Raw genomic sequence first — 25125 nt, 5'->3', positions numbered from 1 at the left:
GACGCCCGGCGCGGCGTCGGCCTGGGGTGCGCGGGGCTACGATTGCGGTCCGGAGCCTTCGCTCCGGACTGCCCCTTCGTCATCTTCGTCCAGGCCTTCGGCCTTCCCTTCAGATTCCCTCGGGCGCATCTACACGCCCCGCGCACCCCAGGCCGACGCCACGCCGGGCTCCGGTGGCTTGAGCTTGCCGGGCGCTGGGGCGGGTGGAGTTCTTGAGGTTCTTGGCTGCGTTTTCTGGGTATGGAGCGTTTTGCGGGGCCCGCCCCACTACGGCCGCGCGGGCGGCCTGGTGGGCTTACGCGGTGTCTTGCGTCCGGCGATGACGCTTCGCGCTTGCGGGGCGGGTGTTCTGGCACCCGCCCAGATGCAGCTGCTCGCAGACGCCCTCAGGTGTCTGACACCCCTACGCACTGCCCGCAGAACTGCGGACCGTATCGCCGGGTGTCTGACACCGGCCACAAGAAAAACGCACGTCAACCGGCCGTGTCCGCCTTCAACCACGCCGAACACCCCGCCGGCGCCACCGACCCACTGACGTACATTGCGCCTGAGGCGAATAAACGCATTTTCTCTGCCGTCGGGATCGCGGTCATCACCCATACGGATCCCTGCAAATTTGACCACACGACCCGCGCATCAGTATCGGCCAACGCGTTAAACATCGCCCCCGGCGAGGCGCCGGGCCGCAGCGCGATCACGGTAGTGTCGGCATCCGCACGCAAGGGAAAGAGATTCAACAGCCCACCGGCCAGCACAGCAGCAACCAGCAAACTGGCGAACGTCTTGCCCGCGCGGCCATTGGGCGGCGGTCGGCGATGGTTGCGCGTGCGCCAACCGTACAGGAGAGGCAGCACGCCAAATACGACAAACCAGGCCAAATCCCACGCCAGCGGATTTTCCGCGTCCATCTTGATGCGATGGATGCCGGTGATCCAGTGCGAGAGCAGCGAGTCGATGATGTGCCAGACGCCGAAGCCGATCCAGAAGTGGCCCCATCGCGGACGCAGCGCGGGGCCTGTCGTGGCGGCGGAGCGGGCGCGGTACAACTCGATGAGGCCGGCGGCCGCGACGACATACATGATCGCGTGAAAGACGCCGTCGGCGGCGACCTGGGCGCTCAGGCTGCCGAGGGGGCCGACCTGTACGTTGGAAAGCAGGTGATGCCATTGCAGTATCTGGTGCAGCAGGATGCCGTCGAAGAAGCCGCCCATGGCGAAGCCCAGCAGGAAGCTGGCGCGGCGCAGGCGGTGGGGAACAGTCGGATCATCGGAGGGGCGGACGAGTTTCATTGGGGCTCCTGGAATAAGTCGCTTCGCAAGCATCGTGCCGAACCTGCGCGAACATTTCCAATGAATCATTCCGCGCGGCATGGCAGTTGCTGCGCCATGCCTGATCGCGTGTTGCGGTCACGCCAAGGAGATTCTGATGAAAGCACTTTGCTGGCACGGCAAACACGACATCCGCTACGACACGGTGCCCGATCCGGTCATCGAGCATCCGCGCGACGCGATCATCAAGGTGAGCGCCTGCGCGATATGCGGGTCCGACTTGCATCTGTTCGATGGGTTCATGCCGGGCATGAAGTCCGGCGATGTCATGGGTCATGAATTCATGGGCGAAGTCGTGGAAGTCGGCGCGCAGGCGCAGAACCTGAAGATCGGCGACCGCGTGGTGATCCCGTTCACCATCACCTGCGGTGAGTGCGACCAGTGCAAACGCGGCAACTTCTCGGTCTGCGAACGCACCAACCGCAACGCGGCGCAGGCGGCCAAGATGTTCGGCCACACGACGGCCGGGCTGTTCGGCTACACCCATCTGACGGGCGGCTATGCCGGCGGCCAGGCGGAATACGTGCGTGTGCCGTTTGCCGATTCGACGCACGTGCAGGTGCCTGATGAACTGTCGGATGAACAGGTGCTGTTTCTGGGCGACATCCTGCCCACGGGGTGGCAGGCGTCCAAGCAGTGCGACATCGAATCGACCGATACGGTCGCGGTGTGGGGCGGCGGTCCCGTCGGCCAGATGGCGATCAAGAGCGCGATCCTGCTGGGTGCGCGCCAGGTGATCTGCATCGAATCCGTGCCGGAACGCCTGCAGATGGCGCGCGATGGCGGGGCGGTCACGATCAATTTTCAGGACGAGGATGTCGTGGAGCGGCTGAAGGAGCTGACCAACGGCAAGGGGCCGGAAAAATGCATCGACGCGGTCGGCATGGAGTCGCATGCCAGCAGCTCGATGGAGCATCTGTACGACCGCGTGAAGCAGGCCGTGGGCGCCGAGACCGACCGGCCGCACGTGCTGCGCGAAATGATGTACGTGTGCCGGCCTGCCGGGATCCTGTCGGTGCCGGGTGTGTATGGCGGGATGATCGACAAGATTCCGTTTGGCGCATCCATGAACAAGGGGCTGACGTGGCGCATGGGCCAGACCCACGTGCGGCGCTGGACGGACGAATTGCTGGACCTTATCGTGCAGGGCAGGATCGATCCGTCTTTCGTCATCACGCATCGCGCGAAGCTGGAGGCCGGGCCCGATTTGTACAAGACGTTCCGGGACAAGGAGGACCGCTGCATCAAGGTCGTGCTGACGCCCTGATGTATTGACGGCATGATCCATTGAAGCCCCGAGGTCGGATGTCCTGCATCCGGCCTCGGGCTTTTTACGATTCCGGCTGCACTGTGCCGCACAAGGCGTCCAGTTCCCGCGTGACTTCGTGCCAGGACCAGCGGATGAGATCCACAGCCACGCGCTCGCGCGCCGTGAAGCCGCCGCCACTCGCGGCTTCCTCCACCGCGGCATCCAGTTTGGCAAATGGCTCACCGGTGCTGCACATGGGCGCTTCGGCGGCCTTGTCGCGAATGACCCGTGCAAGCCCTTCGATCTGCTGCCGGGCCGCCTGTGCGACGTCGTGCAGCGCGGGGCCCAGACGGCGGCAGACGTTGTCGGTCAGCTCCATGTTGCCGACGCGTTCCATCAGCGGCACCGTCAGCCACAATTCCTCGATCCGTTCCTGCAGCCGATGGGCCTGCGTGTCCGCGCCCAGGATACGAATGGGCACCGATCGCGACTGGGTTGCCATGTCGCGGGCGCGCCAGTGGGTGCGTTCCAGCGCGGGCTTGTCACGCGGCCGCGGGCGGACACGCCCTTCGTTCACGGCGGTGGCCCACTCGACCAGCAGTTCGCCGTAGAGCTGCAGCGAGGCGGCAAGGTTGTAGCGCATGCTGTACCGGGCCGACAGCGGCAGGACCGCGAAGGCGGCCAGGGTTCCGGCAATGGACCCCACGACGATGGCGAGCGTCTTGTTCACCGCGCCGGCCACGATATCTGCATCCGGCGTAACGGTCAGGATGGTCGCCGTGACCAGGCTGTAGTTCAGCGTGGGCCAACGGATCGACAGGCAGGCGGCGGCCCCGACGCCGGCCACGATGCTACACGACGCCGGGATGTTGGCGGCGTGGGCCAGCGGCACGAGTGTGATGCCCAGCGCCACCCCGATCAGCGCGCCCAGGATGCGGGCAGCGGCCTCGCCGACGGTGCCCTCGACCGTGGCGCGCACCACGAATAGGGCAGAGAAGGCGCCCCACGCCACATCCGGCATCTGCCACCACGTCATCCAGCCGTAGGCGAGCAGCACCGCCGCGACGGTTTGCAGCGGCAGGCGAACGTTGTCCTCGGCGATGGCGGCCCGGCAGGCGGCGGCGCGTTTCGATAAATGGGAAAAGAGTGGGCTCATCGGCAACTGATTCATCTACATCATGGCGCGGGGGCGTCGGCATCGCCCGCGCACAGGGGAAAGTAAGGGCGCCAGATGGCAGCGACCGCACGCGGAATGCCGCGTGCGGTCGCTGAAGGCGCAAGGCAAAGCCGGGCCGCGCAGGCTCAGGAATCGGCCTTCTTGGGACGTCCGTACGGATCCTTGCCGGCCGGCGCTTGCGAGCCGCCGGCGGGATACCCCGAGTTGGAGTCCGGGTCCTGATTGGCTTCTCCCGTCGGCGGGCCATCCTCGGTCGGCTGGCCGGTGTAGCCAGTCTCGGCGCGATCGACGTGGGGGGAGGGCGGCGGATTGGGCGGGGGGGCGGGTTTGGAATCGGTCATGGGAAGACTCCTTTCTCAGGCCAGGTTGTGATACTTGCGCCCGATTTCCATCGTGGCGCGGTAAAAGCCTTCCTTGCTGCCGCAGTCATAGCGCACGCCGTCGTATTCGAAGCCGAAGACTTTGCGCGACTTAAGCAGGGCGGCAATGCCGTCGGTCAGCTGGATTTCGCCGCCCACGCCCGCCTGGGTGGCTTCCAGCAACGCGAAGATCTCAGGCTCGAGGATGTAGCGCCCCACCACCGCCAGATCCGTCGGCGCATCCTCGGGCTTGGGCTTTTCCACGATGCCGGTCAGGCTCAAGACGCCATGCGCCTTGCGGCTGCCGGACACGATGCCGTACTGATGCGTGTTGGCTTTCGGCACCTGCTGGATCGCGAGGACGCTACCCTCGAACTCCCGGGCCACCTTCATCATTTCGCCGATCACGGGGGCGTCCGCGTCTATCATGTCGTCCGCCAGCAGCACGGCAAACGGTTCATTGCCTACAATGTTCGCCGCGCAAAGCACCGCATGGCCGAGCCCCAGGGCGGCAGGCTGCCGGGTATACACGCATTTGACGCTGTCCGGGATGACGTTGCGGACGGTCTCCAGCAGGGCGTTCTTGTTTTTCGCCTCCAGGTCGTATTCCAGTTCGGGCACCCGGTCGAAATGATCTTCGATCGCCCGTTTGTTGCGGCCGGTGACGAAGATCAGTTCGGTGATGCCTGCCGCGACCGCTTCTTCAACGGCATACTGGATCAGCGGCCGGTCTACGATGGGCAGCATTTCCTTGGGCATGGCCTTGGTGGCGGGAAGAAAGCGGGTGCCCAAGCCCGCGACGGGAAATACAGCTTTACGGATCGGTTGCATGGCTAAGGCCCTCTATGCCCGGACGGCGCCTGGAATGGCCCGCCCACTGAAATGCGCTACAGCAAATTCCGTGCCCATTTGGCCATTGCTGTAACAGGATCTTGTGGACGGCACGGCGTTTGCTGAGGGCGATGAGCATGAATAAACACGCAGGTGGGGACATTGCATGACTTCTTTACCGGATTTTCCGTCCGAGGACCCGTATCGCCTCCTGGTAGGCGCAGTGCGGGATTACGCTATCTACCTCCTCGACGCCAACGGCCGCATAAGCAGCTGGAATCCGGGCGCGGAACGTTTCAAGGGCTATAGCGCGGAGGAGATCATCGGGCAGCATTTCTCCGTTTTTTACACACCCGAAGACCGAAATGCCGGCGTGCCGCGCCGGGCGCTGGAGACGGCGCGGCAAGAGGGGCGCTTCGAGGCCGAAGGCTGGCGCGTCCGCAAGGACGGCAGCACCTTCTGGTGCAGCGTGGTCATCGATCCTGTCCATGACGACCGGGGCGTGCTCGTCGGCTACGCCAAGATCACGCGCGACATCACCGAGCAGAAAGAGCGGCGCGAGCAGCTTCAGGAAGCCCGCGATTCCATGCACCACGCCCAGCGGATGGAGGCCATCGGCCGCCTGACCGGCGGCGTCGCGCACGATTTCAACAATTTCCTGACCGCAATCCGCTTTTCAGCGGAGTTCATCAAGCGCTATCCCGAGCTGCCCCCCTCGCTGATGCGCTATGTGGGCATCATCATCGACACCACCGAAAAGGCGGCCCAGCTGACGCGGCAGCTGCTTGCCTACGCCAAGCGGCAGCCGCTGCAGCCGCACGCGTTTGACGTGCGCGACAGCCTGGCGTCGATGCGCCAGCTCTTAGAGACTTCGGTCGGATCGCACGTGGCGATCAGCTACGAGTTCGGGCCGGGCGACTGCACGATCTTCGCGGATCCGGGGCAGCTGGAATCAGCGCTGCTCAATCTGGTCATCAATGCGCGCGACGCCATGCCGATGGGCGGTCAACTGAAGATATTGGCGCAGGTCGTGCCGGACGCGTCGGGACTGGAAGGCCACACCAAACTCAACGGCCCGCACGTGGCCCTGTCCGTGCAGGACTCCGGCGCCGGAATCGCGCCCGGCGTGCTGGCGCACGTGTTCGAGCCTTTTTTCACGACCAAGGGCCAGCACGAGAACTCGGGGCTGGGTCTGAGCCAGGTGCAGGGTTTCGTGCAGCAGTCCGGCGGCGACGTGACGGTGGATAGCACCGTTGGCAAGGGAACCACATTCACGCTCTATCTGCCGGCCGTGACGTCCCCCGGCGAGGCGGTCGATACGCCCGCCGCGGGCCTGATGGTCAACGCGCCGGTACGCCGAAAGGTGCTGCTGGTGGAAGACAACCGCATGGTGGGCGAGGTGGTGTCGGCGTGGCTGGCGGAACTGGGTCAGGACCTGACCTGGACGGTCGATGCCGAGAAAGCCCTGCACGAACTGGAACAGCGCAACGGCGGCTTCGACCTGGCGATCCTGGATCTGGTGCTGCCCGGCATGAACGGCATGGACCTCGCGCGCCGGATCCGCGAACGCTGGCCCGGCATCCGGATCGTGCTGGCCAGCGGCTATAGCGATGCGATGGCGGGGCCGCGGGCGTTGGGATTCCCGGTCATGCAGAAGCCGTATTCCGTCGACGCGCTGATGCAGGTGCTGACGGAGGATGCGCACACGATGCCTTGAGGGCGCGGTCTGGCGTCCCGTCGGGCCTGCGCTGTGCGGGGTTGGACGGCGGAACGCTCGCGGGTGGGAACACGGATTGCTGCATCTATGTGCCAACGCTGAGGATGGATTATGGAAGCAGGAACCACGGCCCCGCCGTTGCGGGAGACCATCGCCCGGGAACTGGGCGTCACGAGAAACTTTGACGCGGCAGCTGAGCTGGAAAAGCGGATCGCGTTCCTCGCCGACTACCTGACGCGGTCTGGCCGCGCCGGCTATGTCCTGGGAATCAGCGGCGGGGTGGATTCCACGGTGGCGGCGCGGATTGCGCAGCTTGCCGTCGAACGCCTGCGCGACCAGGGAAAACCGGCCACCTTCATCGCCGTGCGCCTGCCTTACGGCGAGCAGCGCGATGAGGAAGATGCGGCACACGCGCTGGATTTCATCGCGCCCGACCGCCGCATGCGGATCGACATCAAGCCGGCCGTGGACGCGCAGCGTGAGGCGCTGCGCGCCGCGGGCCTTGAGTACGCAGACGAGGCGGCCGAGGATTTCGGCGCGGGCAACATCAAGGCGCGGCAGCGCATGATTGCGCAGTACGCCATTGCCGGCGCGCTTGACTGCCTAGTGATCGGGACGGACCAGGCCGCCGAGGCATTGATGGGATTTTTCACCAAGCATGGTGACGGCGCGGCGGACGTGCTGCCCCTGCGCGGTCTGACCAAGCGCCGGGTGCGTGCATTGGGATCGCTGCTGGGCGCGCCGGACCGGCTGGTGCGCAAGGTGCCGACCGCCGATCTGGAGTCCCTGCGGCCGTTGCGCCCGGATGAGGACGCGTACGGGGTGACTTACATGCAGATCGATGGTTATCTTGAGCGCGAGGATGTTGCCGACGACGCGGTCGCGGTGATCGAGCGCCAGTACCTCGCCACGGCGCACAAGCGAATGCTGCCGCCAGGACCGATCGAATGATTCGAAGACGCTGCGCGACGCGGTGGAACATCCGTCGCTGAGACTGCTGTCGCGGCATTTGAAGCAAATCGGCGGCTGTATCATGGCGGATACCCCACGCACGCAACTACAGGCTAAAAATGTCCGATTCGCCGTCCGTTCCTAACAATAAGCCGGGAGTTGTCCGAAGCGACCTGAGCTTCCCCGTGGTCGGGCTGGGGGCTTCGGCTGGGGGGATCGACGCGCTCAAGACTTTCTTCTCGCACATGCCCGCCAAGCCGGGCATGGCTTTTGTCGTCGTGGTGCATCTGTCTCCCAACCACGAAAGCGTACTCGACAGGATTCTGCAGGCCTGCACGGGCATACCGGTCAAGCAGGTCACCAAGCCTGTGCCGATCCTGCGCGATCACGTCTACGTGATTCCCCCGGCGGCCTCGCTGTCGATGAACGATGGCTATCTGCGCGTCTCGGCGAGCGCAGGCCGGCCGGAAGGCCGCCATGTCGCCATCGACGAATTTTTTCGCACGCTGGCCGATGTGCATACGAACCGTGCAGTGGGCATCGTGCTGTCGGGAGGCGGATCCGACGGATCGGTGGGCCTTGCCCGCATCAAGGAGCAGGGCGGCGTGACGTTAGCGCAGTTGCCTGAGGAAGCGGAGCACGGAACCATGCCGCGCAATGCGATTTCCACCGGCATGGTGGACATCGTGCTGCCTGTATCCAGCATGCCGAAGCGTCTCAAGCAGATTGCGGAAACAATGGACAGCATCCACTTGCCGCCGCTGAGCGAGGCTGAGGCCTCCGGCGCCGCCGATGCCGAGCAGTCGACGCAGGAGTCGCAACAGGAACGCAACGCGCTGCGCGACATTCTTGCCCTTTTGCGCGCGCGCACGGCGCACGACTTCCGGCATTACAAGAAGGCGACTGTGCTGCGCCGAATCGAGCGCCGCATGCAGGTCACGGGGGTGTCGACCCTGTCCGAATACGGAAAGCTGCTTCAAGAACGTATCGACGAAACCCCCAAGCTGCTGTCCGACATGCTCATCGGCGTTACGCAGTTTTTCCGCGACAAGGAAGCGTTCGCCAATCTGGATGAATTCGTGTTGCCCAAGTTGTTCAAGTCGCTGGGCAATGCGCCGGACGTTGCATTGCGCGCGTGGGTCGCGGGGTGTTCCACGGGTGAGGAGGCCTATTCGCTGGCCATGCTGATGAGCGCGCAGACCGAAGCGTTGCCGCACCCGCCCAAGATCCAGCTGTTCGCCACCGATATCGACGAATCGGCGCTGACCGTGGGCCGGGCGGCGGCCTATCCGATGGCAATCAAGGGCGACGTGCCTGAAGCAATGCTGCAAAGCTGCTTCAGCCGGCTGGACAACGAATACCGCATCAAGAAGGACATCCGCGACCGGGTGCTGTTTGCCGTACACAATATCCTGCGCGATCCGCCCTTTTCGAAACTGGATCTGGTGAGTTGCCGCAACCTCTTGATCTACCTGGACCGCGACGTACAGCGCGACGTGTTGCGCATGTTCCACTTCGCGCTGAAGCCGGGCGGCTATCTTTTTCTCGGCAGTTCAGAATCGGCCGACGCGTGCCCGCAGCTCTTTCAGGTGGTGGACAAGCGTCACCGCATCTATGTGGCACGGGAAACGCCGGCGCAACTGAGCGGCATGCCCGAACTCACCGACGGAAGGATTAATCACGTTCGGCCGGTGCACGCGACGGCGGCGCCCGTTCGCCAGCCCAAAGTCTCTTATGCCGCCGTGCATCAACGTGCGCTCGAAATGTATGCGCCGCCTAGTGTCATCGTCGACGCCCATAGCGACATCGTGCATATTTCGGAGCGGGCAGGTCGCTTCCTGCGCCACCCGGGCGGCGAACCCTCGCGAAACCTGCCCTTGTCGGTGCATCCGGAATTGCGGACGGAATTGCGCACCGCGATGTTTCAGGCCGTGCATTCGCGCAAGAGTGTCGAGGCGCGGCGCGTGAGAATGACGTTCGGCGAGCGCCAGACCTACGTCAACATGGTGGTGCGGCCATTCCGGCATGAGGAGTCGGCCAGCGACTACCTGCTTGTGCTGTTCGAGGAAGTCGAGGACATCATGAGCGCCGAGAGCGCTGTTGGCCCGACGCCTGGTTCAGCAGTGGTATTGACGCAACTGGAAGCCGAACTCCAGCGTACCAGGGGCCAGTTGCAGGCGACCATCGAGCAGGCGGAAACCTCCACGGAAGAACTGAAGGCCTCCAATGAGGAACTTCAGGCTATCAACGAAGAGCTGCGCTCCACAACCGAAGAACTGGAAACCGGCAAGGAAGAGCTGCAGTCCGTCAACGAAGAGCTGATTACCGTCAACGCAGAGCTCAAGACCAAGGTCGACGAAACCGCCAAGATCAACGATGACCTGCAGAACCTGATTGCTTCCACCGACATTGCCACGGTGTTCGTTGACCGCATGATGCGCATCCAGTGGTTCACGCCTCGCGCCTCCGACATCTTCAATGTGATTCCGAGCGATGCCGGCCGTTCCGTGCTCGACATCACACATCGACTGGAGTATCCGGATCTGGCCAAGGACGCCGCCGGCGTGTTCGAGTCGCTGCGTCCGCAGGAGCGTGAGGTTCGCAGCACGACGGACCGTTGGTATCTGGCGCGGCTGCTGCCTTACCGCAGCGCCGAGCATCGCATCGAGGGCGCGGTCCTTACGTTCATCGACATCACGGACCGGCGCAAGGCGGAAGACCGCGTGCGCCTGGGCGAAGCCCACTTGAAGCTGATGACCGAGAGCGCACGCGACTTCGGCATCATGACGCTGGACAACGAAGGCACCATCACTAACTGGAATATCGGCGCCGAGTTGATGTTCGGCTACACCAGCGCCGAGGCGGAAGGCAAGTCCATTGCAATCATCTTCACCGACGAGGACATCGCCGCAGGCCGACCTGGGTATGAGTTGAATCGCGCTCGGAAGATCGGCTACGCCCCGGACGAGCGGTGGCACAAGCGTAAGGATGGCAGCCTGGTGTTCTGCACGGGCGGGGTGAACCGGATGGATGACCCGGTCTACCAAGGGTTCGCCAAGATCGTGCGCGACGTGACAGACCTGAAATTGCGCGACGCCGAGCAGGAGTCGCGCCTGGACCGCGCGCACGCGGATAACGTGCTGAAGGACGAGTTCTTCGCGGTCGTTTCGCACGAACTCAAGCACCCGCTCAACCTGATCCAGCTCAATTCCGAGCTTCTGGCCCGCACGCCCGCCGTGCGCAATTTTGGACCCGCGGCGCGCGCCACGGATCTGATCCAGCGCTCGGTCAAGGGCCAGGCCCGCATCATCGACGATCTGCTGGATCTGTCCCGCGTCCGCACGGGCAAGCTGGCGCTGAACAAGTCGATCATCGACGTCGTGGCCATCGCGAAGAACATCCTCGAGGTGCTGAAGCCCGTCGCGTCGTCCGCCGGGATCGATCTGCGCAGCGACTTCGACCCGGCGCGGGCGATCTACCTGGATGCGGATCCCGTGCGCATCGAACAGGTGATCTGGAACCTGCTGAACAACGGAATCAAGTTCACGCCCGAGGGCGGTTCCGTCGCGCTCAAGCTGGTCGTTGAGAACAACCGGTTGAAACTGGAAGTCGCGGACACGGGGCAAGGCATCGACCCGTTGTTCATCGGCCGGGTATTCGACATGTTCAGCCAAGGCGATGCGCGGCAAAAGACAGGTGTCAGCCCGGGGCTGGGCATCGGCCTGGCGGTCGTCAGCGAACTGGTGGGCGCGCATGGCGGCACCATCCAGGTCCATTCGGATGGTGTTGGGCTTGGCGCGCGCTTCACGGTGTGGCTGGACTTGGCAGGCAGCCTTGAAACGGATGCGGCGCCGCAAGCGAACGCCGACATGCCGCTGGAAGGGCTGAAAGTGCTATTGGTCGACGACTCCGAGGACGTCCTGCACATCATGCACGAGCTGCTGGACATGGAAGGGGCTAAGGTGACGGCCGCCTCCAACGGTCGGCAGGCCTTGGAGATTCTTGAGACCGCCCGCTTTGATCTGATGCTGTCGGACATCGGCATGCCCGAGATGGACGGTTATGCGCTGATGCGCGCCATTCGCCAGAAAGAAGGCGGCGGCGACCTGCCTTCCATCGCGCTGACCGGTTTTGGCGCCAAGGAAGACATGCGCGAGGCGGTCAGCGCGGGCTTTTCCGCTCACATTAGCAAGCCGGTGTCGCTGGACGACCTGCTTGAAGTGGTACGCAAGCTGCGGTTGCGCGGGTGATTCGCACGTTTCGGGAAGGGATCACCACTTTTGCGTGCCGGACCGTTCTCCGGCTCGCTTTTCTACGGCGGATTCCTTCTGTTCCTATTTGTTTAGTCTGGCAACAGGTTGCCGGCGGACGGCTGACCCCCGCCGCTTTTCTCCTATCGCAGTAGTCTGCGCAGCAGTTTCCAACGCTTCGCATTCGTCCCCGTAATCCCACAGTGCAAACGAGAAAAGCTTGCACTAAGCGCCACCTCTACTTAAGCTTTGTTTTCGCGCCGCGCTCAGCACTTACTGTGCCAGCGCCCGCCAGCGGATGTTCCGTCCGCCGCTCGACCACGCAGCACGTTTTCGGCCAGTCTTCCTCGTCAACGACATAAAGGATGCTTGTGCGAAAGTCGATGGTCTTGTTTGCCCTACATAGCGCCCGGCTGTCGCCGGGCCTGAGCTTGCCCTGCCAGAGTCGGGCAGGTTTCGCCCGAGTCGGATTTTTTCCGAACGGCGCCTTTCTCCGAGTTCAGCGCGATATCTCCAAGGCGCCTTGCCGCGCCGGCACTTCATAAGCTGCACGTCAGTCCGGCGCGCCCCAGCGCGCCCGCAAGGTATCCACCCATAAGCTGTCCCACGAATAAGCTGTCCAAGTTGGGCCCTTCACCCCGGCACAGGGTGGGGGCAGCGCGAGACCCCGAGTCCGACCGCCTGGGAGTAGTGGATGACGCAAGTAAGCAGCAATGTCCGTCGTGTCATGTTGTATGCCTTGGGCGTCTGGACGCTCGCATTGGCGGGATGTGGTGACCGGAACGATGCGGCTGCCGTCACCATCGCCCCGATGAAGGTGTTCGTGATGACCGTTGGCCGCCAGCCGGTCGACCTGAACGTGGATCTGCCCGGGCGGATCGAACCCATCCGCACGGCCGAAGTGCGGGCGCGCGTCGACGGCATCGTCGAGAAACTGCTCTACACCGAGGGTAGCGACGTGCAGGCCGGCGACCCCCTGTTCCAGATAGATCCCAGCGACTACAAGGCGCAATTGGCGCAGGCCAACGCCATGCTGCAACGCGCGCAGGCCGTGCAGAAGAATGCGCGCTCGGTCACGGACCGGTTCCGTCCGCTGGTGCAGCGTCAGGCGGTCAGCGCGCAGGAATACGAAGCCGCGCTGGCGGCGCTGGGGCAGGCGCAGGCCAATGTGGCCGATGCGCAGGCCGCGGTCACGTTGGCGCAGTTGCGGCTGGACCGCTGCACGGTCAGGGCGCCCATCGCCGGGCGCGTGGGCCGCGCGCTGGTCACCGAAGGCGCGCTGGTCAGCGCATCGGCGGCCACGCTGCTGGCGCAGGTCAACCAGCTTTCTCCGATCAGCGCCACGTTCACCAAGTCCAACACCGCCATCATGGACCTGACCGACTATGCGCGCTCCGGCGCGCTGGCCACGGCGGGCAACACGTTTCCGGTGCGGCTCACGCTGGCCAACGGCCGCGAGTTCGGCGAGACCGGCGTCGTGGATTTCGCGGATCTCAGCGTGGACCGGACCACCGGCGCGCAGACCATCCGCGCCCGTTTCGACAACGCCCAGCGCGAACTGCTGCCCGGCCAGTTCGTCACCGGACAGATCCTCGTCGGCGTGCGCCAGGAGGGCGTTCTGATTCCCGCGCGGGCGGCGCGGTTGAACGGCGACACGGCCACCGTGTTCGTCATCGGGCCCGACAACACGGCGGTGCCCAGACAGATCGAGGTGGGTGAGCAGATATCAGGAAGCTGGCTGGTGCGCCGCGGCCTTGAACCAGGGGAGAAAGTGGTCGTGGATGGCTGGCACAAGATAAGGCCAGGCCAACAGGTTGACCCGGTCGAACAGCAAGCCGCGAAACCCTAGCGGAGTCGGTCATGGGCTCATTCTTCGTCTTGCGGCCGGTATTCGCCTGGGTAGTGGCGTTGTTCCTTTTGCTGTTCGGGCTGATTTCGGTGGTGCTGCTGCCGGTGGAGCAGTATCCGAACATCGCGCCGCCGTCGATCACGATCCAGGCGACCTTCCGGGGCGCGGACACCACGACCATCGACCGCACGGTCACCTCCATCATCGAAGAGGAGATGAACGGGGTCGACAACTTCCTGTACATGGCGTCGGTCAGCCGCGCCAACGGCACGTCGCAGATCACCGTGACGCTGCAGCCGGGCACCGACCTGGATGTGGCGCGCAGCCAGGTGCAGGACCGCCTGAGCCGGGTCGAACCCCGGCTGCCGCAGGAAGTCCGCCAGCTGGGCGTGGCGGTGACCAAGGCCTCGTCCGGCTTCCTGATGCTGCTGGCGCTGCAATCGGAAAGCGGCAACGTCAGCGCGGTGGAGATGGGCAATTTCGCGTCCAACAACATCCTCAACGAGCTTCGCCGCATCCGCGGGGTGGGCGACGTGCAGCTGTTCGGCTCGTCGTACGCCATGCGGATCTGGCTGGACGAACGCAAGCTGGCGAGCTTTCAGATGTCGGCCAGCGATGCGATGCGCGCGGTGCAGGAGCAGAACGCGCAGACGATTGGCGGGTCGCTGGGCGATCTGCCGCTCGCGCGCGGCGCGGACTTCAACGCGCAGATCGTGGCGCAGAGCCGCTTTTCCACGCCCGAGCAGTTCCGGCAGGTCATTCTGCGGGTCAACAACGACGGCTCGCTGGTGCGGCTGGGCGACGTGGCGCGGGTGGAGCTGGGCAACGAAAGCTACAACTTCCGGCTCAGCGTCAACGGCAAGGAGGCCGCCGGCATCGCCATCCAGCTTGCCAACGACGCCAATGCGCTGGACGTCGCGCGGCAGGTGCGGCAGCGGATGGCGGAGCTGGAGCCCGTGTTTCCGGTCGGCGTTGGCTGGACCGTGCCGTTCGACACCACGCCCTTCATCACCACGTCCATCAGCTCGGTGCTGGTCACCATGGTCGAGGCGCTGCTGCTGGTCACGGCGATGGTGTTCCTGTTCCTGCAAAGCTGGCGCAGCACGCTGATCCCCACGCTAATCGTGCCGATCGCGCTGATCGGCACGTGCGCGGGCCTGTTCCTGTTTGGCGCGTCCATCAATCTGCTGTCGCTCTTTGGCATGGTGGTGGCGATCGGGGTGCTGAACGACGATGCCATCGTGGTGTCGGAAAACGTCGCCCGCATCATGCAGGACGAAAAAATCTCGGCGCCCGAGGCCACGCGCAAGGCAGTAGGCCAGGTGTGGGGGCCGATCATCGCCAGCACGTTGGTGCTGGTGGCGGTGTTCGTGCCGATGGCGATGTTTCCCGGTTCCAGCGGCGCCATCTACCGGCAGTTCTCCATCACGCTGTCGGTGGCGATCGTCGTGTCGACCGTGCTGGCGCTGTCGCTGGGCGCCGCGCTGTGCGCGACCTTGCTCAAGCTGCCGGACGGCCAGCCGCCCAAAGGCAGGATCTCGAAAGGCAAGCAGTGGGTGTTCGACAAGTTCAACGGCGGCTTTGACGCGATGACGCGCCAGTATGTGCGGGCGGTGGAGCACATGCTGCTGCGGCCGCTGCGCTGGATGCTGATCTTCCTGGGCGTCTGCGGGCTGACGATATTTCTGTTTTCGCGGCTGCCGGGCGGCTACCTGCCGCTGGAAGACCAGGGCTATTTCTTCGTGTCGTACACCGGCGCGCCCGGCACCACGGCCGACCAGACCGAGGCCGCCGTGCAGCAGGCCGAAAGCCAACTGCGCCAGTTGCCGGCCGTGCGCAACGTGGCGTCGGTGGTCGGGTTCAACTTCTTCGGCCAGGGTCAGACGGCCGCGCTGTCGTTCGTGGACCTGCACCCGTGGAGCGAGCGCACGGAGCGCGGCCAGGCGGTCGATGCGCTGGTCGGGCGCAGCAATCTTGCCTTCCGGTCGATTCCGCAGGCGATGATCTTTGCGCTGAATCCGCCGCCCATCCCGTCGATGGGCAATGCGTCGGGTTTTTCCATGAAGGTGCAGGACCGCACCGCGCAGGGCGGCGCGGGTCTAGCCGCCACCGGCGCGGCAATGATCGCGGCCGCCGCGGCCAGCCCCGTGCTGACCGGCGTGCGGCTGGACGGCATGCCGCCGGGACCGCGCCTGTATGTCGAGATCGACCGGGTGCATGCACGCGCACTGGGCCTTCAGGTTGCGCAGGTCAATCAGGCGCTGACGCTGGCGTTCGGGTCGAACTACGTCAACGACTTTCTGCACGATGGCTCGGTGCAGCGGGTGTTCATCCAGGCCGAGGCCGACCAGCGCATGCAGCCGCAGGACATTGCCGCCTTGCAACTGCCGAACAACCGGGGCGAGATGGTGCCGTTCTCGGCGTTTTCGCGGATGCGCTGGATCGACGGCCCGCAGCAGCTGGAGCGCTACAACGGTTTTCCGTCCATCACCATCTCGGGCGAGGCCGCCGCAGGCCGTTCCAGCGGCGTGGCGCTGGCCGAGATGGAAGCCATTGCCGGACGCGTCCTGCCGCAAGGCATCACCTACGAATGGACCGGCACGGCGTACGAGGAACGGCAGGCGGGCAATCAGGTGGCGTTGCTGCTGGGGCTGTCGCTGATCGTGGTGTTCCTGCTGCTGTCGGCGCTGTACGAGAGCTGGTCTGTGCCGGTGTCCGTGTTGCTGATCCTGCCGTTCGGCATTCTGGGCGCAGCCGCGTTCACGCTGGGGCGGGGCATGTCGGCGGACATCTATTTCAATATCGGGCTGGTCACGATCATTGGCCTTGCCGCCAAGAACGGCATCCTGATCGTGGAGTTCGCCCTGAAAGAGGAGCTGGAAGGGCGCGACCGCAAGGAGGCGGTCGTCGACGCCGCCCGCCAACGCCTGCGCCCCATCATCATGACCAGCATCACCTTCGTGCTGGGCATGCTGCCGCTGGTGCTGGCCACGGGCGCCGGCGCGGCCAGCCGGCAGGCGGTGGGCACCAGCGTGATGGGCAGCATGCTGACCGCCACGCTGTTCGGCGTGTTCTTCACGCCGCTGTTCTACATGGTGGCGCGGCGCTGGTCGGGGCCGCGCAAGAACAAGGAAAAGCCCGCCGCCAGCGTCCCGGCCAAGGCCGAAGAGCGGGGAGAAAACCCATGAGGCCGGCGCGCATTGCCGTCGCGGCGCTCCTGGGCTGGGGGCTCACCGCCTGCAACTTTGCGCCGGAGCACCGCCGGCCCGAGGTGGCGACGCCCGCCGTGTTTCCGGGCGAGGTCCCCGCCGATGCGGTGGCGGCGCAGGACGTGACGTGGGAGCAGTTCTTCGGCGATGCGCAACTCAAGCGCCTGATCGCCCGGTCACTGGAATTGAATCAGGATCTGGCCGCGGCCACGGCCCGGATCGAACAGGCCCGCGCCTTCTATCGCATCGAGCGCGCCAACCAGTTGCCGCAACTGGACGCCGGCGCGGCCGCGTCGCGCAGCCAGCAGCCGCTGGCCGTGCTGGACCCGGCGTTGGCGAGCTCGCGGCAGACGGTGCAGTTCAACCAGTTCAGCGCGCAGGTGATGGTGTCGTCGTTCGAGCTGGACTTCTGGGGACGCGTGCGCAACATGACCGCCTCCGCGTTGCAGCAGTATCTGGCGACGGTCGAAGGGCGGCGCGCCTTCCGCCTGTCGTTGATCGCGAATGTGGCCTCGACCTATTACGACGCCCGCGCTGGTGAAGAGGGTATCGCGCTGGCGCAGCGCACGGTGGAGACGCGCAGCTATGCGTTGGGCGTCGCGAAGGACCGGCTGGACGCGGGCGTGACGTCGCTGGTGGACTTTGAGCAGTCGGCCATCCTGCTGACGCAGGCGCAGACCCAGCTTGCCGAATGGCAGCGCGCCACGGCGGCGCACTGGAACCGCTTGTGGGTGCTGGTGGGCGAAGACCTGCAGCGGGAGATGACCGGCGGCCAGCCCATCGAGGCGGCAGGGCAGTTCGACGCGCTGAGCCCTGGCCTGCCATCGTCGCTGTTGATCGTGCGGCCCGACATCCGCCAGGCGGAGAACCGCCTGCGCAGCGCCAATGCCAACATCGGCGCCGCGCGCGCGGCCCTGTTTCCGCGCATCGCGCTGACAGGTTCGCTGGGCTATGCGTCCACCGAGCTGTCCGACCTGTTTTCCTCGCCCAGTCAGATCTGGAACATCGGCGCGGGGATCGGGTGGCCGATCTTCGATTACGGGCAGCGGCGGGCGGCGGTGGATCTTGCCACGGCGCAGCGCGATGAACTGATCGCCAACTATCGCAAGACGGTGCAGACGGCGTTCAGCGAAGTGGCGACCGCGCTGGAGAACCGCAAGCGATTCCAGGAGCAGGTGACGGCGCAGGAAACCGCGATCCAGGCGCAGCGTCGGCTGGCCGAGACCGCCGAGCTGCGCTATATGAACGGCATCTCGATCTATCTGGAAGTCGTCGACGCCCGGCGTGGCCTGTTTAACGCCGAGCAGCAGATGCTGACGCTGCGCGCGTCGCAGCTTCAGAATGGCGTGTCGCTGTATGTGGCCTTGGGAGGCGGGGATGAGCAGCCGGAGGTGGTGATGGCGGGATCGCCCGCCGAGCCCACCCCAGTCCCGCCGCCCGGCGTGGGAGCACCCCAGTGAACGCCGGCAAGCCCGTCAGCGCCGGCCCGCGCCCGCCGTGGCGCCGGCTGCGCAAGGCCGTGCTCATCATCGCCGGCCTTGCGGTGCTGGTCGTCGTCACGCTCATGGGCGTGCGTCTCTACGATATCCAGCAGGGCCCGCCGCTGGCCGCCTGGCACACCTATGTGCCGCAGGAACTGGACGCCGAACGCCTGGACCGCAGCACCTGGGACGATTACCTGGCGCATGAGGACGCGCTGTTCACGCTGGTCCGGCAGAACGTGGGCGACAAGCTGCTGCCCGAGGACAAGGTGGACAGCAACCGCTATTTCGCGGATGCCAAGGTGTACCCCGAGCATTTCGCGCACGACTGGAACCGGTCGTTCGTCCTGATGCCGCCCGGCGAACCGCAGGGCGTGGCCGTGCTGCTGCATGGTCTGACGGATTCCCCCTACAGCCTGCGCCACGTCGCTGCGCATTACCAATCCGTCGGCTACGTGGCGATCGCCATCCGGATGCCGGGCCACGGCACGGTGCCGGGCGGGCTGACGGACGCACACTGGGAGGACTGGGCGGCGGCGACGCGCCTGGCGGTGCGCGAAGCGCGGCGCCGCGTGCCTGCGCCAAAGCCGCTGCACATGGTGGGCTTTTCCAACGGCGGGGCGCTGGCGCTGATGCACACGCTGGACGCGCTGGACAATCCCAAGCTCGACAAGCCCGACCGCCTGGTGCTGCTGTCGCCGATGGTCGGCATCACGTCGTTCGCACGCTTTGCGGGCGTGGCCGGGCTGCCCGCCATCCTGCCCGCGTTCGCCAAGGCCGCGTGGCTCAGCATCGTGCCGGAATTCAATCCCTTCAAGTACAACTCCTTCCCGGTCCACGCGGCCCGCCAGTCGTTTGAGCTGACGCAAACGCTGCAGGACAGGCTGGTCGCGCAGCAGCGATCCGGCGGCCTGGAGCGGCTGCCGCCCATCATCACGTTCCATTCGGTGCTGGACTTCACGGTCAGCACGCGCGCGCTGATCAACGCGCTGTACGCGCGCCTGCCCACCAATGGCAGCGATCTGGTGCTGTTCGACCTGAACCGCGCCACCAAGCTCGGGCCGCTGTTCCGCCGCGGCGTGGCGTGGCAGCTGGCGGGCACGCTGCCCGGCGAAAAGCGCAATTACCGCCTGACGCTCGTCACCAACGCCAGCCCGACGTCCAGCGCCATGATCGAGCGCGTCATCGAGCCGAACGCCACCGCGGTCGTGGAACGCGCCATCGGCATGGACTACCCGCGCGAGGTCTATTCGCTGTCGCACGTGGCGCTGCCGTTTCCGACCGACGACGCGCTGTACGGCACGCACCCGGACAACATCGAGGAATTCGGCATCAGCCTGGGCGCCATGTCCATGCGCGGTGAGGTCGGGGCTTTCGTGATCGGCATGGATACGCTGACCCGGCTGACCTCCAATCCGTTCTATGCCTATCTGGTCAAGCGTGTTGATGGGGTGATACCAAGATGATGTCCTTCGCACTGTCCGGCATCTTCGCCATCCTGCTGCTGGGCCTTTTGTACCTGGCCAGCCCGGTGTTCATCCCGCTGACGTTCGCGCTGTTTGTGATCTGCCTGGTCGCGCCGCTGCGCCAGGCGCTGGGCCGCAAGATGCCTGCGCCGTTGGCCGCGATCCTGGTGCTGGTGGTCACGCTGGTCGTGTCGGTTGTCTTCCTGTCGCTGGCGGCGTGGGGCTTCAGCCTGGTGGCGCAGTGGGTCATCGCCAACGCCGCGCGCTTTCAGCGCCTGTTCACGCTGGAAACCGAGACGCTGCATCCGCATGGCGCCATGGCGATCCAGATGTTCCAGGACAGCTTCAACGTGTCGTGGCTGGTCCGCGCGATCCAGGAGGTGGCGCTGCGGATCAACAGCATGCTGGGCATGATCTTCATTGCCTTCGTCTTCATTGCGCTCGGACTGTTCGAACTGGACGAGGCCCCCGGCCGGCTGACCCGCCTGTTGGGCGAGGCGCGCGCCCAGCGGTGGTCCGCGATCGCGCGCGAGGTCGCCACCAAGCTGCGCTGGTACATGGTGATCCGCACGATCGCCAGCGTGCTGACCGGGGTGACGGTCTGGCTGTTCGCGATCTACGCCGGGCTGGAGCTGGCGACCGCCTGGGGCGGGCTGGCGTTCCTGCTGAATTACATCCCGTTCCTGGGCCCACTGGTGGCAACGGTGTTCCCGGCGTTTTTCGCGTTCGTGCAGTACGGCTCGTTGCAGACGAGCATTCTGGTGCTCGTCGTCTTGAACTGCATCCAGATCGTTTACGGCTGCTATCTGGAGCCTCGGCTCGCCGGCAGCGCGTTTTCGCTGTCGCCGCTGATGGTGATGTTTGCGGTGTTTTTCTGGGGGTTGGTGTGGGGCATACCGGGCACGTTTATCGGCGTGCCCCTTCTTATCACGATGACCACGGTGTACGGCGCCGGCCGCAGTCTGCGCGTCACGCGCGGCTGAGCCGCCTGGCCCGGGCAGCTTCCGGGAAGGCGGCCGACCTGCTCACGTCTTTGCTCACTATTGGAGGTGCATGATGGAAAGCAGTACTCCCAAGAAGCTTGGATTGCTTGCCCTGACGGGCATGGTGGTAGGGTCGATGATCGGCGCCGGGATCTTTTCGCTGCCCCGAACCTTTGGCGGGGCGACGGGCGTGGTCGGGGCGGTCATCGCGTGGATCATCGCGGGCGCGGGCATGTACACGCTGGCGCGCGTGTTCCAGTCGCTGGCCGAGCGCAAACCCGACCTTGACGCAGGCGTCTTCGCCTACGCCAAGGCCGGGTTTGGCGACTACCTGGGTTTTCTTTCCGCGTTCGGCTACTGGATCGGCAGCTGCATCGGCAACGTGTCGTACTGGGTGCTGATCAAATCCACGCTCGGCGCCTTCTTTCCCATCTTCGGCGACGGCAACACGGTCATCGCCATCGCGGTGGCGTCCGTGGGGATCTGGCTGTTCCACTTCATGATCCTGCGCGGGGTGCAGCAGGCGGCGTTCATCAACGCGGTGGTGACGGTGGCCAAGATCATCCCGATCGTGGTGTTCATCATCGTGCTGTTCGTCGCGTTCAAGATGGACCTCTTCCGCATCAATTTCTGGGGCGAGATGAGCGGCTATGGCCTGTTCGAGCAGGTGCGGCGAACCATGCTGGTGACCGTCTTCGTCTTTCTCGGGATCGAGGGGGCCAGCGTGTATTCGCGCTTTGCGACCCAGCGCTCGCACGTGGGGGTGGCCACGCTGATTGGCTTCGTGACCGCGCTGCTGCTAATGGTGCTGGTGTCGCTGCTGCCCTATGCCGCCATGCAGCAGAGCGACATCGCCGCGCTGCGCCAGCCGTCAATGGCCGGCGTGTTGGAGTCGGTGGTGGGACCGTGGGGCGCCGTGTTCGTCAGCGTGGGCCTCTTGATCTCGGTGCTGGGCGCGTACCTGGCCTGGTCGCTGATCTGCGCGGAAGTGATGCACGCGGCCTCCAAGAACGAAGACATGCCGCGCGCGTTCGCCCGCGAAAACAAGAACGGCGTGCCGGTCGTGGCGCTGTGGGTGACCAACATCATCGTGCAGCTCTTCGTCATCAGCACGTACTGGTCGCGCGACGCCTTCTCGCTGATGCTGAGCCTGACTAGCGCGATGTCGCTGATTCCGTATCTGCTGGTCGCGGGATTCGGCTGGCAGCTCGCCAAGCGCGGCGAAACCTATGTCGGCGGCAAGGACCAGAAGCGCGATCTGACGCTTGCCAGCATCGCGGCCGTCTACACCCTTTTCATGATCTTTGCCGGCGGCCTGAAGTTCCTGCTGCTGTCGGCACTGTTGTATGCGCCCGGGTCGGTCCTGTACTTCTGGGCCCGGCGCGAACAGGGCCGGAAATTCTTCACCGGTTGGGAGTTGGTCGTTTTCATCGTGGCATGCGTCGGAGCCCTGGCCGCCATCGTCGGCCTGATCTACGGCTGGATTGCCATCTAACGTCTGGGAGCTAATCATGGCTGATACCGAGGAATTTGGAGTCCATTCAGAAGTCGGGCAGTTGCGCACGGTGATGGTCTGCGCGCCAGGACGCGCCCACGAAAGATTGACGCCCTCCAATTGTGATGCGCTGCTGTTTGACGATGTCATGTGGGTCGACAACGCGAAGCGCGACCATTTCGACTTCATGACGAAGATGCGGGACCGCGGCGTGGACGTCGTGGAAATGCACAACCTGTTGGCCGAAACGGTCGCGATACCCGAAGCGAAAAAGTGGATCCTGGACAACCAGGTCGTGGCAAACCAGGTTGGCCTGGGCCTGCTCGACGAGATCCGAAGCTACCTGGACGGCCTGCCGGCGCGCAAGCTGGCCGAGACGCTGATCGGTGGGCTGTCGACCGAGGAGTTCCCCGAGTCGATCGGTGGCGAGCAGCTCATGCTCATCAAGGAGGCCGCCGGCGTCACGGAATACCTGCTGCCGCCGCTGCCCAACACGCTGTACACGCGCGATACGACCTGCTGGATCTACGGCGGCGTCACGCTCAATCCGCTGTATTGGCCCGCGCGGCACGAAGAGACGATCCTCACGTCGTCGATCTACAAGTTCCATCCGCGCTTTGCCGGCAAGGTGAATGTCTGGTGGGGAGACCCTACCGCCGACCATGGACTGGCCACGCTGGAAGGTGGCGACGTCATGCCCATCGGCAACCGCACGGTGATGATCGGCATGAGCGAACGCACATCGCGCCAGGCCATCAGCCAGTTGGCGGCCACGCTCTTCGCCAAGAACGCGGCCGACCGGGTGATCGTGGCGGCCATGCCCAAGCTGCGGGCAGCCATGCACCTGGACACGGTGCTGACCTTCGCGGACCGCGATTGCGTGCTGATGTATCCGGACATCGTCAACAACGTCCAGGCCTTTTCGTACCGGCCGGGCAGCGCCCCGGGGTCGCTGGAGCTGCACAAGGACAAGGGCTCGCTGGTGGACGTGATCGGCGAGGCGCTGGGCGTCAAGAAGATGCGCGTCGTCGAAACCGGCGGCAACGCCTATGTGCGCGAGCGTACGCAGTGGGACAGCGGCGCCAACCTGGTCTGCATCTCGCCCGGGGTGGTGCTGGCGTATGACCGCAACGTCTACACCAACACGCTGCTGCGCAAGGCGGGCATTGAAGTCATCACCTTTACGGGCGCCGAACTGGGCCGGGGCCGCGGCGGCGGGCACTGCATGACGTGCCCGATTTCGCGGGATCCCGCCTAGCGGCGCACTGCCGCGCGCGGCCATCCCTGCAGAGGGCGGCCGCGCGGGCGCGCAACCACCGGATCGCTTTCAGGAGAAGAACGTGAGCGGGGAAACTGCCAAACTTTCTCGCATGGCGCTGGCCGCCATGGTGGTGGGATCGATGGTGGGCGCGGGAATCTTTTCGCTGCCCAGCGTCTTTGCGCGCAATACCGGTCCGGTGGGTGGCCTGGTGGCCTGGGCCATTGCCGGTACCGGCATGTTGACGCTGGCGATGGTATTCCAGTTCCTGTCGCGCCGGCGCCCCGATCTGGACGCCGGCATCTTCGCGTATGCCAAGGCCGGATTCGGGCTGTATCTGGGCTTTCTGGCAGCGCTGGGCTACTGGACGGCCGCCTGCCTGGGCAACGTCAGTTATTTCGTCATCTTCAAGGGAACGCTGGGCGCCGTCCTGCCGTTCTTCGGCGACGGCGATACCGTGGCCGCCGTGCTGGTGTCGTCGGTGCTGCTGTGGTCCACCCATTTCCTGATCCTGCGGGGCATCCGGCAGGCGGCGGGCATGAACACGGTCGTGACCATCGCCAAAGTCGTGCCCATCGCCATCTTCATTGTCTTCGCCGCGTTTGCCGTGGACCTGGACGTGTTGCGCGCCAACATTGCCGAAGGGCTCAGCGGCGGGGGCAAGGGCAGTCTTTTCGAACAGGTGCGCAACACGATGCTGGTCACGGTGTTCGTGTTCCTGGGCGTGGAGGGCGCCAGCGTCTATTCCCGCTATGCCAAGCGACGCGAGGACGTGGCGGTGGCGACAATCGTCGGATTTCTGCTGGTGCTGGCGCTGTTAGTGCTGGTGACGATGCTGTCGTATGGCGTGCTGCCGCGCGCGGAACTGGCCTCGTTGCGCAATCCGTCCATGGCGGGCGTGCTGCGGGCCGCGGTCGGACCGTGGGGCAGCATGCTGGTCAGCGTGGGGCTGATGGTGTCGGTGGCGGGCGCCTACCTGGCGTGGATCCTGCTGGCCGCCGAAGTGCTGCGCGCCGCGGCGGGCGCGGGCATCATGCCGTCGTTTCTGGGCCGGGAAAACCGCCACGGTGTGCCGGCGGCGGCGCTGTGGCTCAGCAACGGCATCGTGCAGCTCTTTCTGATCGTCACGCTCTTCACCGAGGACACCTTCGTGCTGTTGAAGAACATGGCCAGTTCGATGAGCCTGATTCCGTACTTCTTCGTGGCGGCGTTCGGGCTGCTGCTGGCGGTGCGCGGCGAAACCTATGACGGCTGGAGCCAGCGCCGCAAGGTTGAACTGGGCCTGGCGGTGGCGGCCACGGTCTATGCGGCCGGGCTGGTGTATGCGGGCGGTTTCCGGTATTTCGTCCTGTCTTGCGTCATCTACGCGCCGGGCACCATTCTTTTCCTCATATCGCGCCGCGAGCAGCGCGGCAACATCTTCGCGCCGTACGAGTGGCCGATCCTGCTGCTCGTGCTGGTGTCCTGCGGCATCGGTGTGTGGGCGATCAGCACGGGCAATACGGCGTTCTAGCCGAAAGGG

16 protein-coding genes are annotated in these 25125 nt (G+C 65.2%); 12 read left to right on the top strand and 4 right to left on the bottom strand.

What is annotated here, in order from left to right; translation table 11 throughout:
* Positions 1-473 precede the first annotated feature (473 nt).
* Entirely contained in the window at positions 474-1289 is an 816-nt protein-coding gene (locus tag RT697_RS16365) for a DUF2243 domain-containing protein (RefSeq protein WP_313700246.1), read from the bottom strand.
* A 136-nt stretch (positions 1290-1425) separates the two neighbouring features.
* Here RT697_RS16365 and RT697_RS16360 point away from each other — a divergent pair, with 136 nt between their 5' ends.
* Positions 1426-2595, top strand: coding sequence for a zinc-dependent alcohol dehydrogenase (locus tag RT697_RS16360; protein ID WP_313700244.1), 1170 nt, complete (start codon positions 1426-1428; stop codon positions 2593-2595).
* A gap of 64 nt (positions 2596-2659) precedes the next feature.
* On the opposite strand, the gene RT697_RS16355 is transcribed toward RT697_RS16360, so the two are convergent.
* The 3 genes from RT697_RS16355 to galU form a co-directional block, all read right to left on the bottom strand.
* The gene (locus RT697_RS16355) at positions 2660-3733 is read right to left on the bottom strand and encodes an FUSC family protein (RefSeq protein ID WP_313700242.1); all 1074 of its coding nucleotides are present in this window, start codon (positions 3731-3733) and stop codon (positions 2660-2662) included.
* Between the two features lie 146 nt (positions 3734-3879).
* Entirely contained in the window at positions 3880-4095 is a 216-nt protein-coding gene (locus RT697_RS16350) for a hypothetical protein (protein WP_313700240.1), read from the bottom strand.
* Between the two features lie 15 nt (positions 4096-4110).
* Positions 4111-4944 carry a UTP--glucose-1-phosphate uridylyltransferase GalU gene (gene galU / locus RT697_RS16345; RefSeq protein ID WP_313700238.1) on the bottom strand — a complete coding sequence of 278 codons (834 nt, stop codon included), beginning with the start codon at positions 4942-4944 and terminating at the stop codon, positions 4111-4113.
* A 166-nt stretch (positions 4945-5110) separates the two neighbouring features.
* On the opposite strand from galU, the gene RT697_RS16340 reads away from it, so the two are divergent.
* From RT697_RS16340 to RT697_RS16290, 11 genes are all read left to right on the top strand, one after another.
* Entirely contained in the window at positions 5111-6661 is a 1551-nt protein-coding gene (locus RT697_RS16340) for a PAS domain S-box protein (RefSeq protein ID WP_313700237.1), read from the top strand.
* Between the two features lie 111 nt (positions 6662-6772).
* Positions 6773-7612: an ammonia-dependent NAD(+) synthetase gene (gene nadE, locus RT697_RS16335; protein ID WP_313700235.1), complete on the top strand. Its 840-nt coding sequence runs from the start codon at positions 6773-6775 to the stop codon at positions 7610-7612.
* Positions 7613-7731: 119 nt separating this feature from the next.
* A complete protein-coding gene (locus RT697_RS16330; RefSeq protein WP_313700233.1) occupies positions 7732-11862 on the top strand; it encodes a CheR family methyltransferase in 4131 nt (1376 codons plus the stop codon).
* 694 nt (positions 11863-12556) lie between these two features.
* Positions 12557-13711 (top strand): efflux RND transporter periplasmic adaptor subunit, encoded by a 1155-nt coding sequence (locus RT697_RS16325; protein WP_313700231.1) that lies wholly within the window; start codon positions 12557-12559, stop codon positions 13709-13711.
* An 11-nt stretch (positions 13712-13722) separates the two neighbouring features.
* Positions 13723-16899, top strand: coding sequence for a multidrug efflux RND transporter permease subunit (locus tag RT697_RS16320; RefSeq protein ID WP_313700230.1), 3177 nt, complete (start codon positions 13723-13725; stop codon positions 16897-16899).
* Positions 16896-18380 (top strand): efflux transporter outer membrane subunit, encoded by a 1485-nt coding sequence (locus RT697_RS16315; RefSeq protein WP_313700229.1) that lies wholly within the window; start codon positions 16896-16898, stop codon positions 18378-18380. Before RT697_RS16320 ends, RT697_RS16315 begins: the two co-directional genes overlap by 4 nt.
* A complete protein-coding gene (locus RT697_RS16310) occupies positions 18377-19867 on the top strand; it encodes a serine aminopeptidase domain-containing protein (RefSeq protein ID WP_313700227.1) in 1491 nt (496 codons plus the stop codon). Before RT697_RS16315 ends, RT697_RS16310 begins: the two co-directional genes overlap by 4 nt.
* A complete protein-coding gene (locus tag RT697_RS16305) occupies positions 19864-20850 on the top strand; it encodes an AI-2E family transporter (RefSeq protein WP_313700225.1) in 987 nt (328 codons plus the stop codon). Before RT697_RS16310 ends, RT697_RS16305 begins: the two co-directional genes overlap by 4 nt.
* 73 nt (positions 20851-20923) lie before the next feature.
* Entirely contained in the window at positions 20924-22345 is a 1422-nt protein-coding gene (locus tag RT697_RS16300) for a basic amino acid/polyamine antiporter (protein WP_313700250.1), read from the top strand.
* Between the two features lie 16 nt (positions 22346-22361).
* Positions 22362-23603, top strand: a complete 1242-nt coding sequence (arcA, locus tag RT697_RS16295) for an arginine deiminase (RefSeq protein WP_313700223.1) — start codon at positions 22362-22364, stop codon at positions 23601-23603.
* Positions 23604-23685: 82 nt separating this feature from the next.
* A complete protein-coding gene (locus tag RT697_RS16290; RefSeq protein ID WP_313700222.1) occupies positions 23686-25116 on the top strand; it encodes a basic amino acid/polyamine antiporter in 1431 nt (476 codons plus the stop codon).
* The last annotated feature ends 9 nt before the right edge of the window (positions 25117-25125 follow it).

This window comes from Achromobacter sp. (assembly GCF_032113835.1).
Classification (GTDB): Bacteria; Pseudomonadota; Gammaproteobacteria; order Burkholderiales; family Burkholderiaceae_B; genus Achromobacter.
This window is presented reverse-complemented; position numbering and strand designations above follow the sequence as displayed.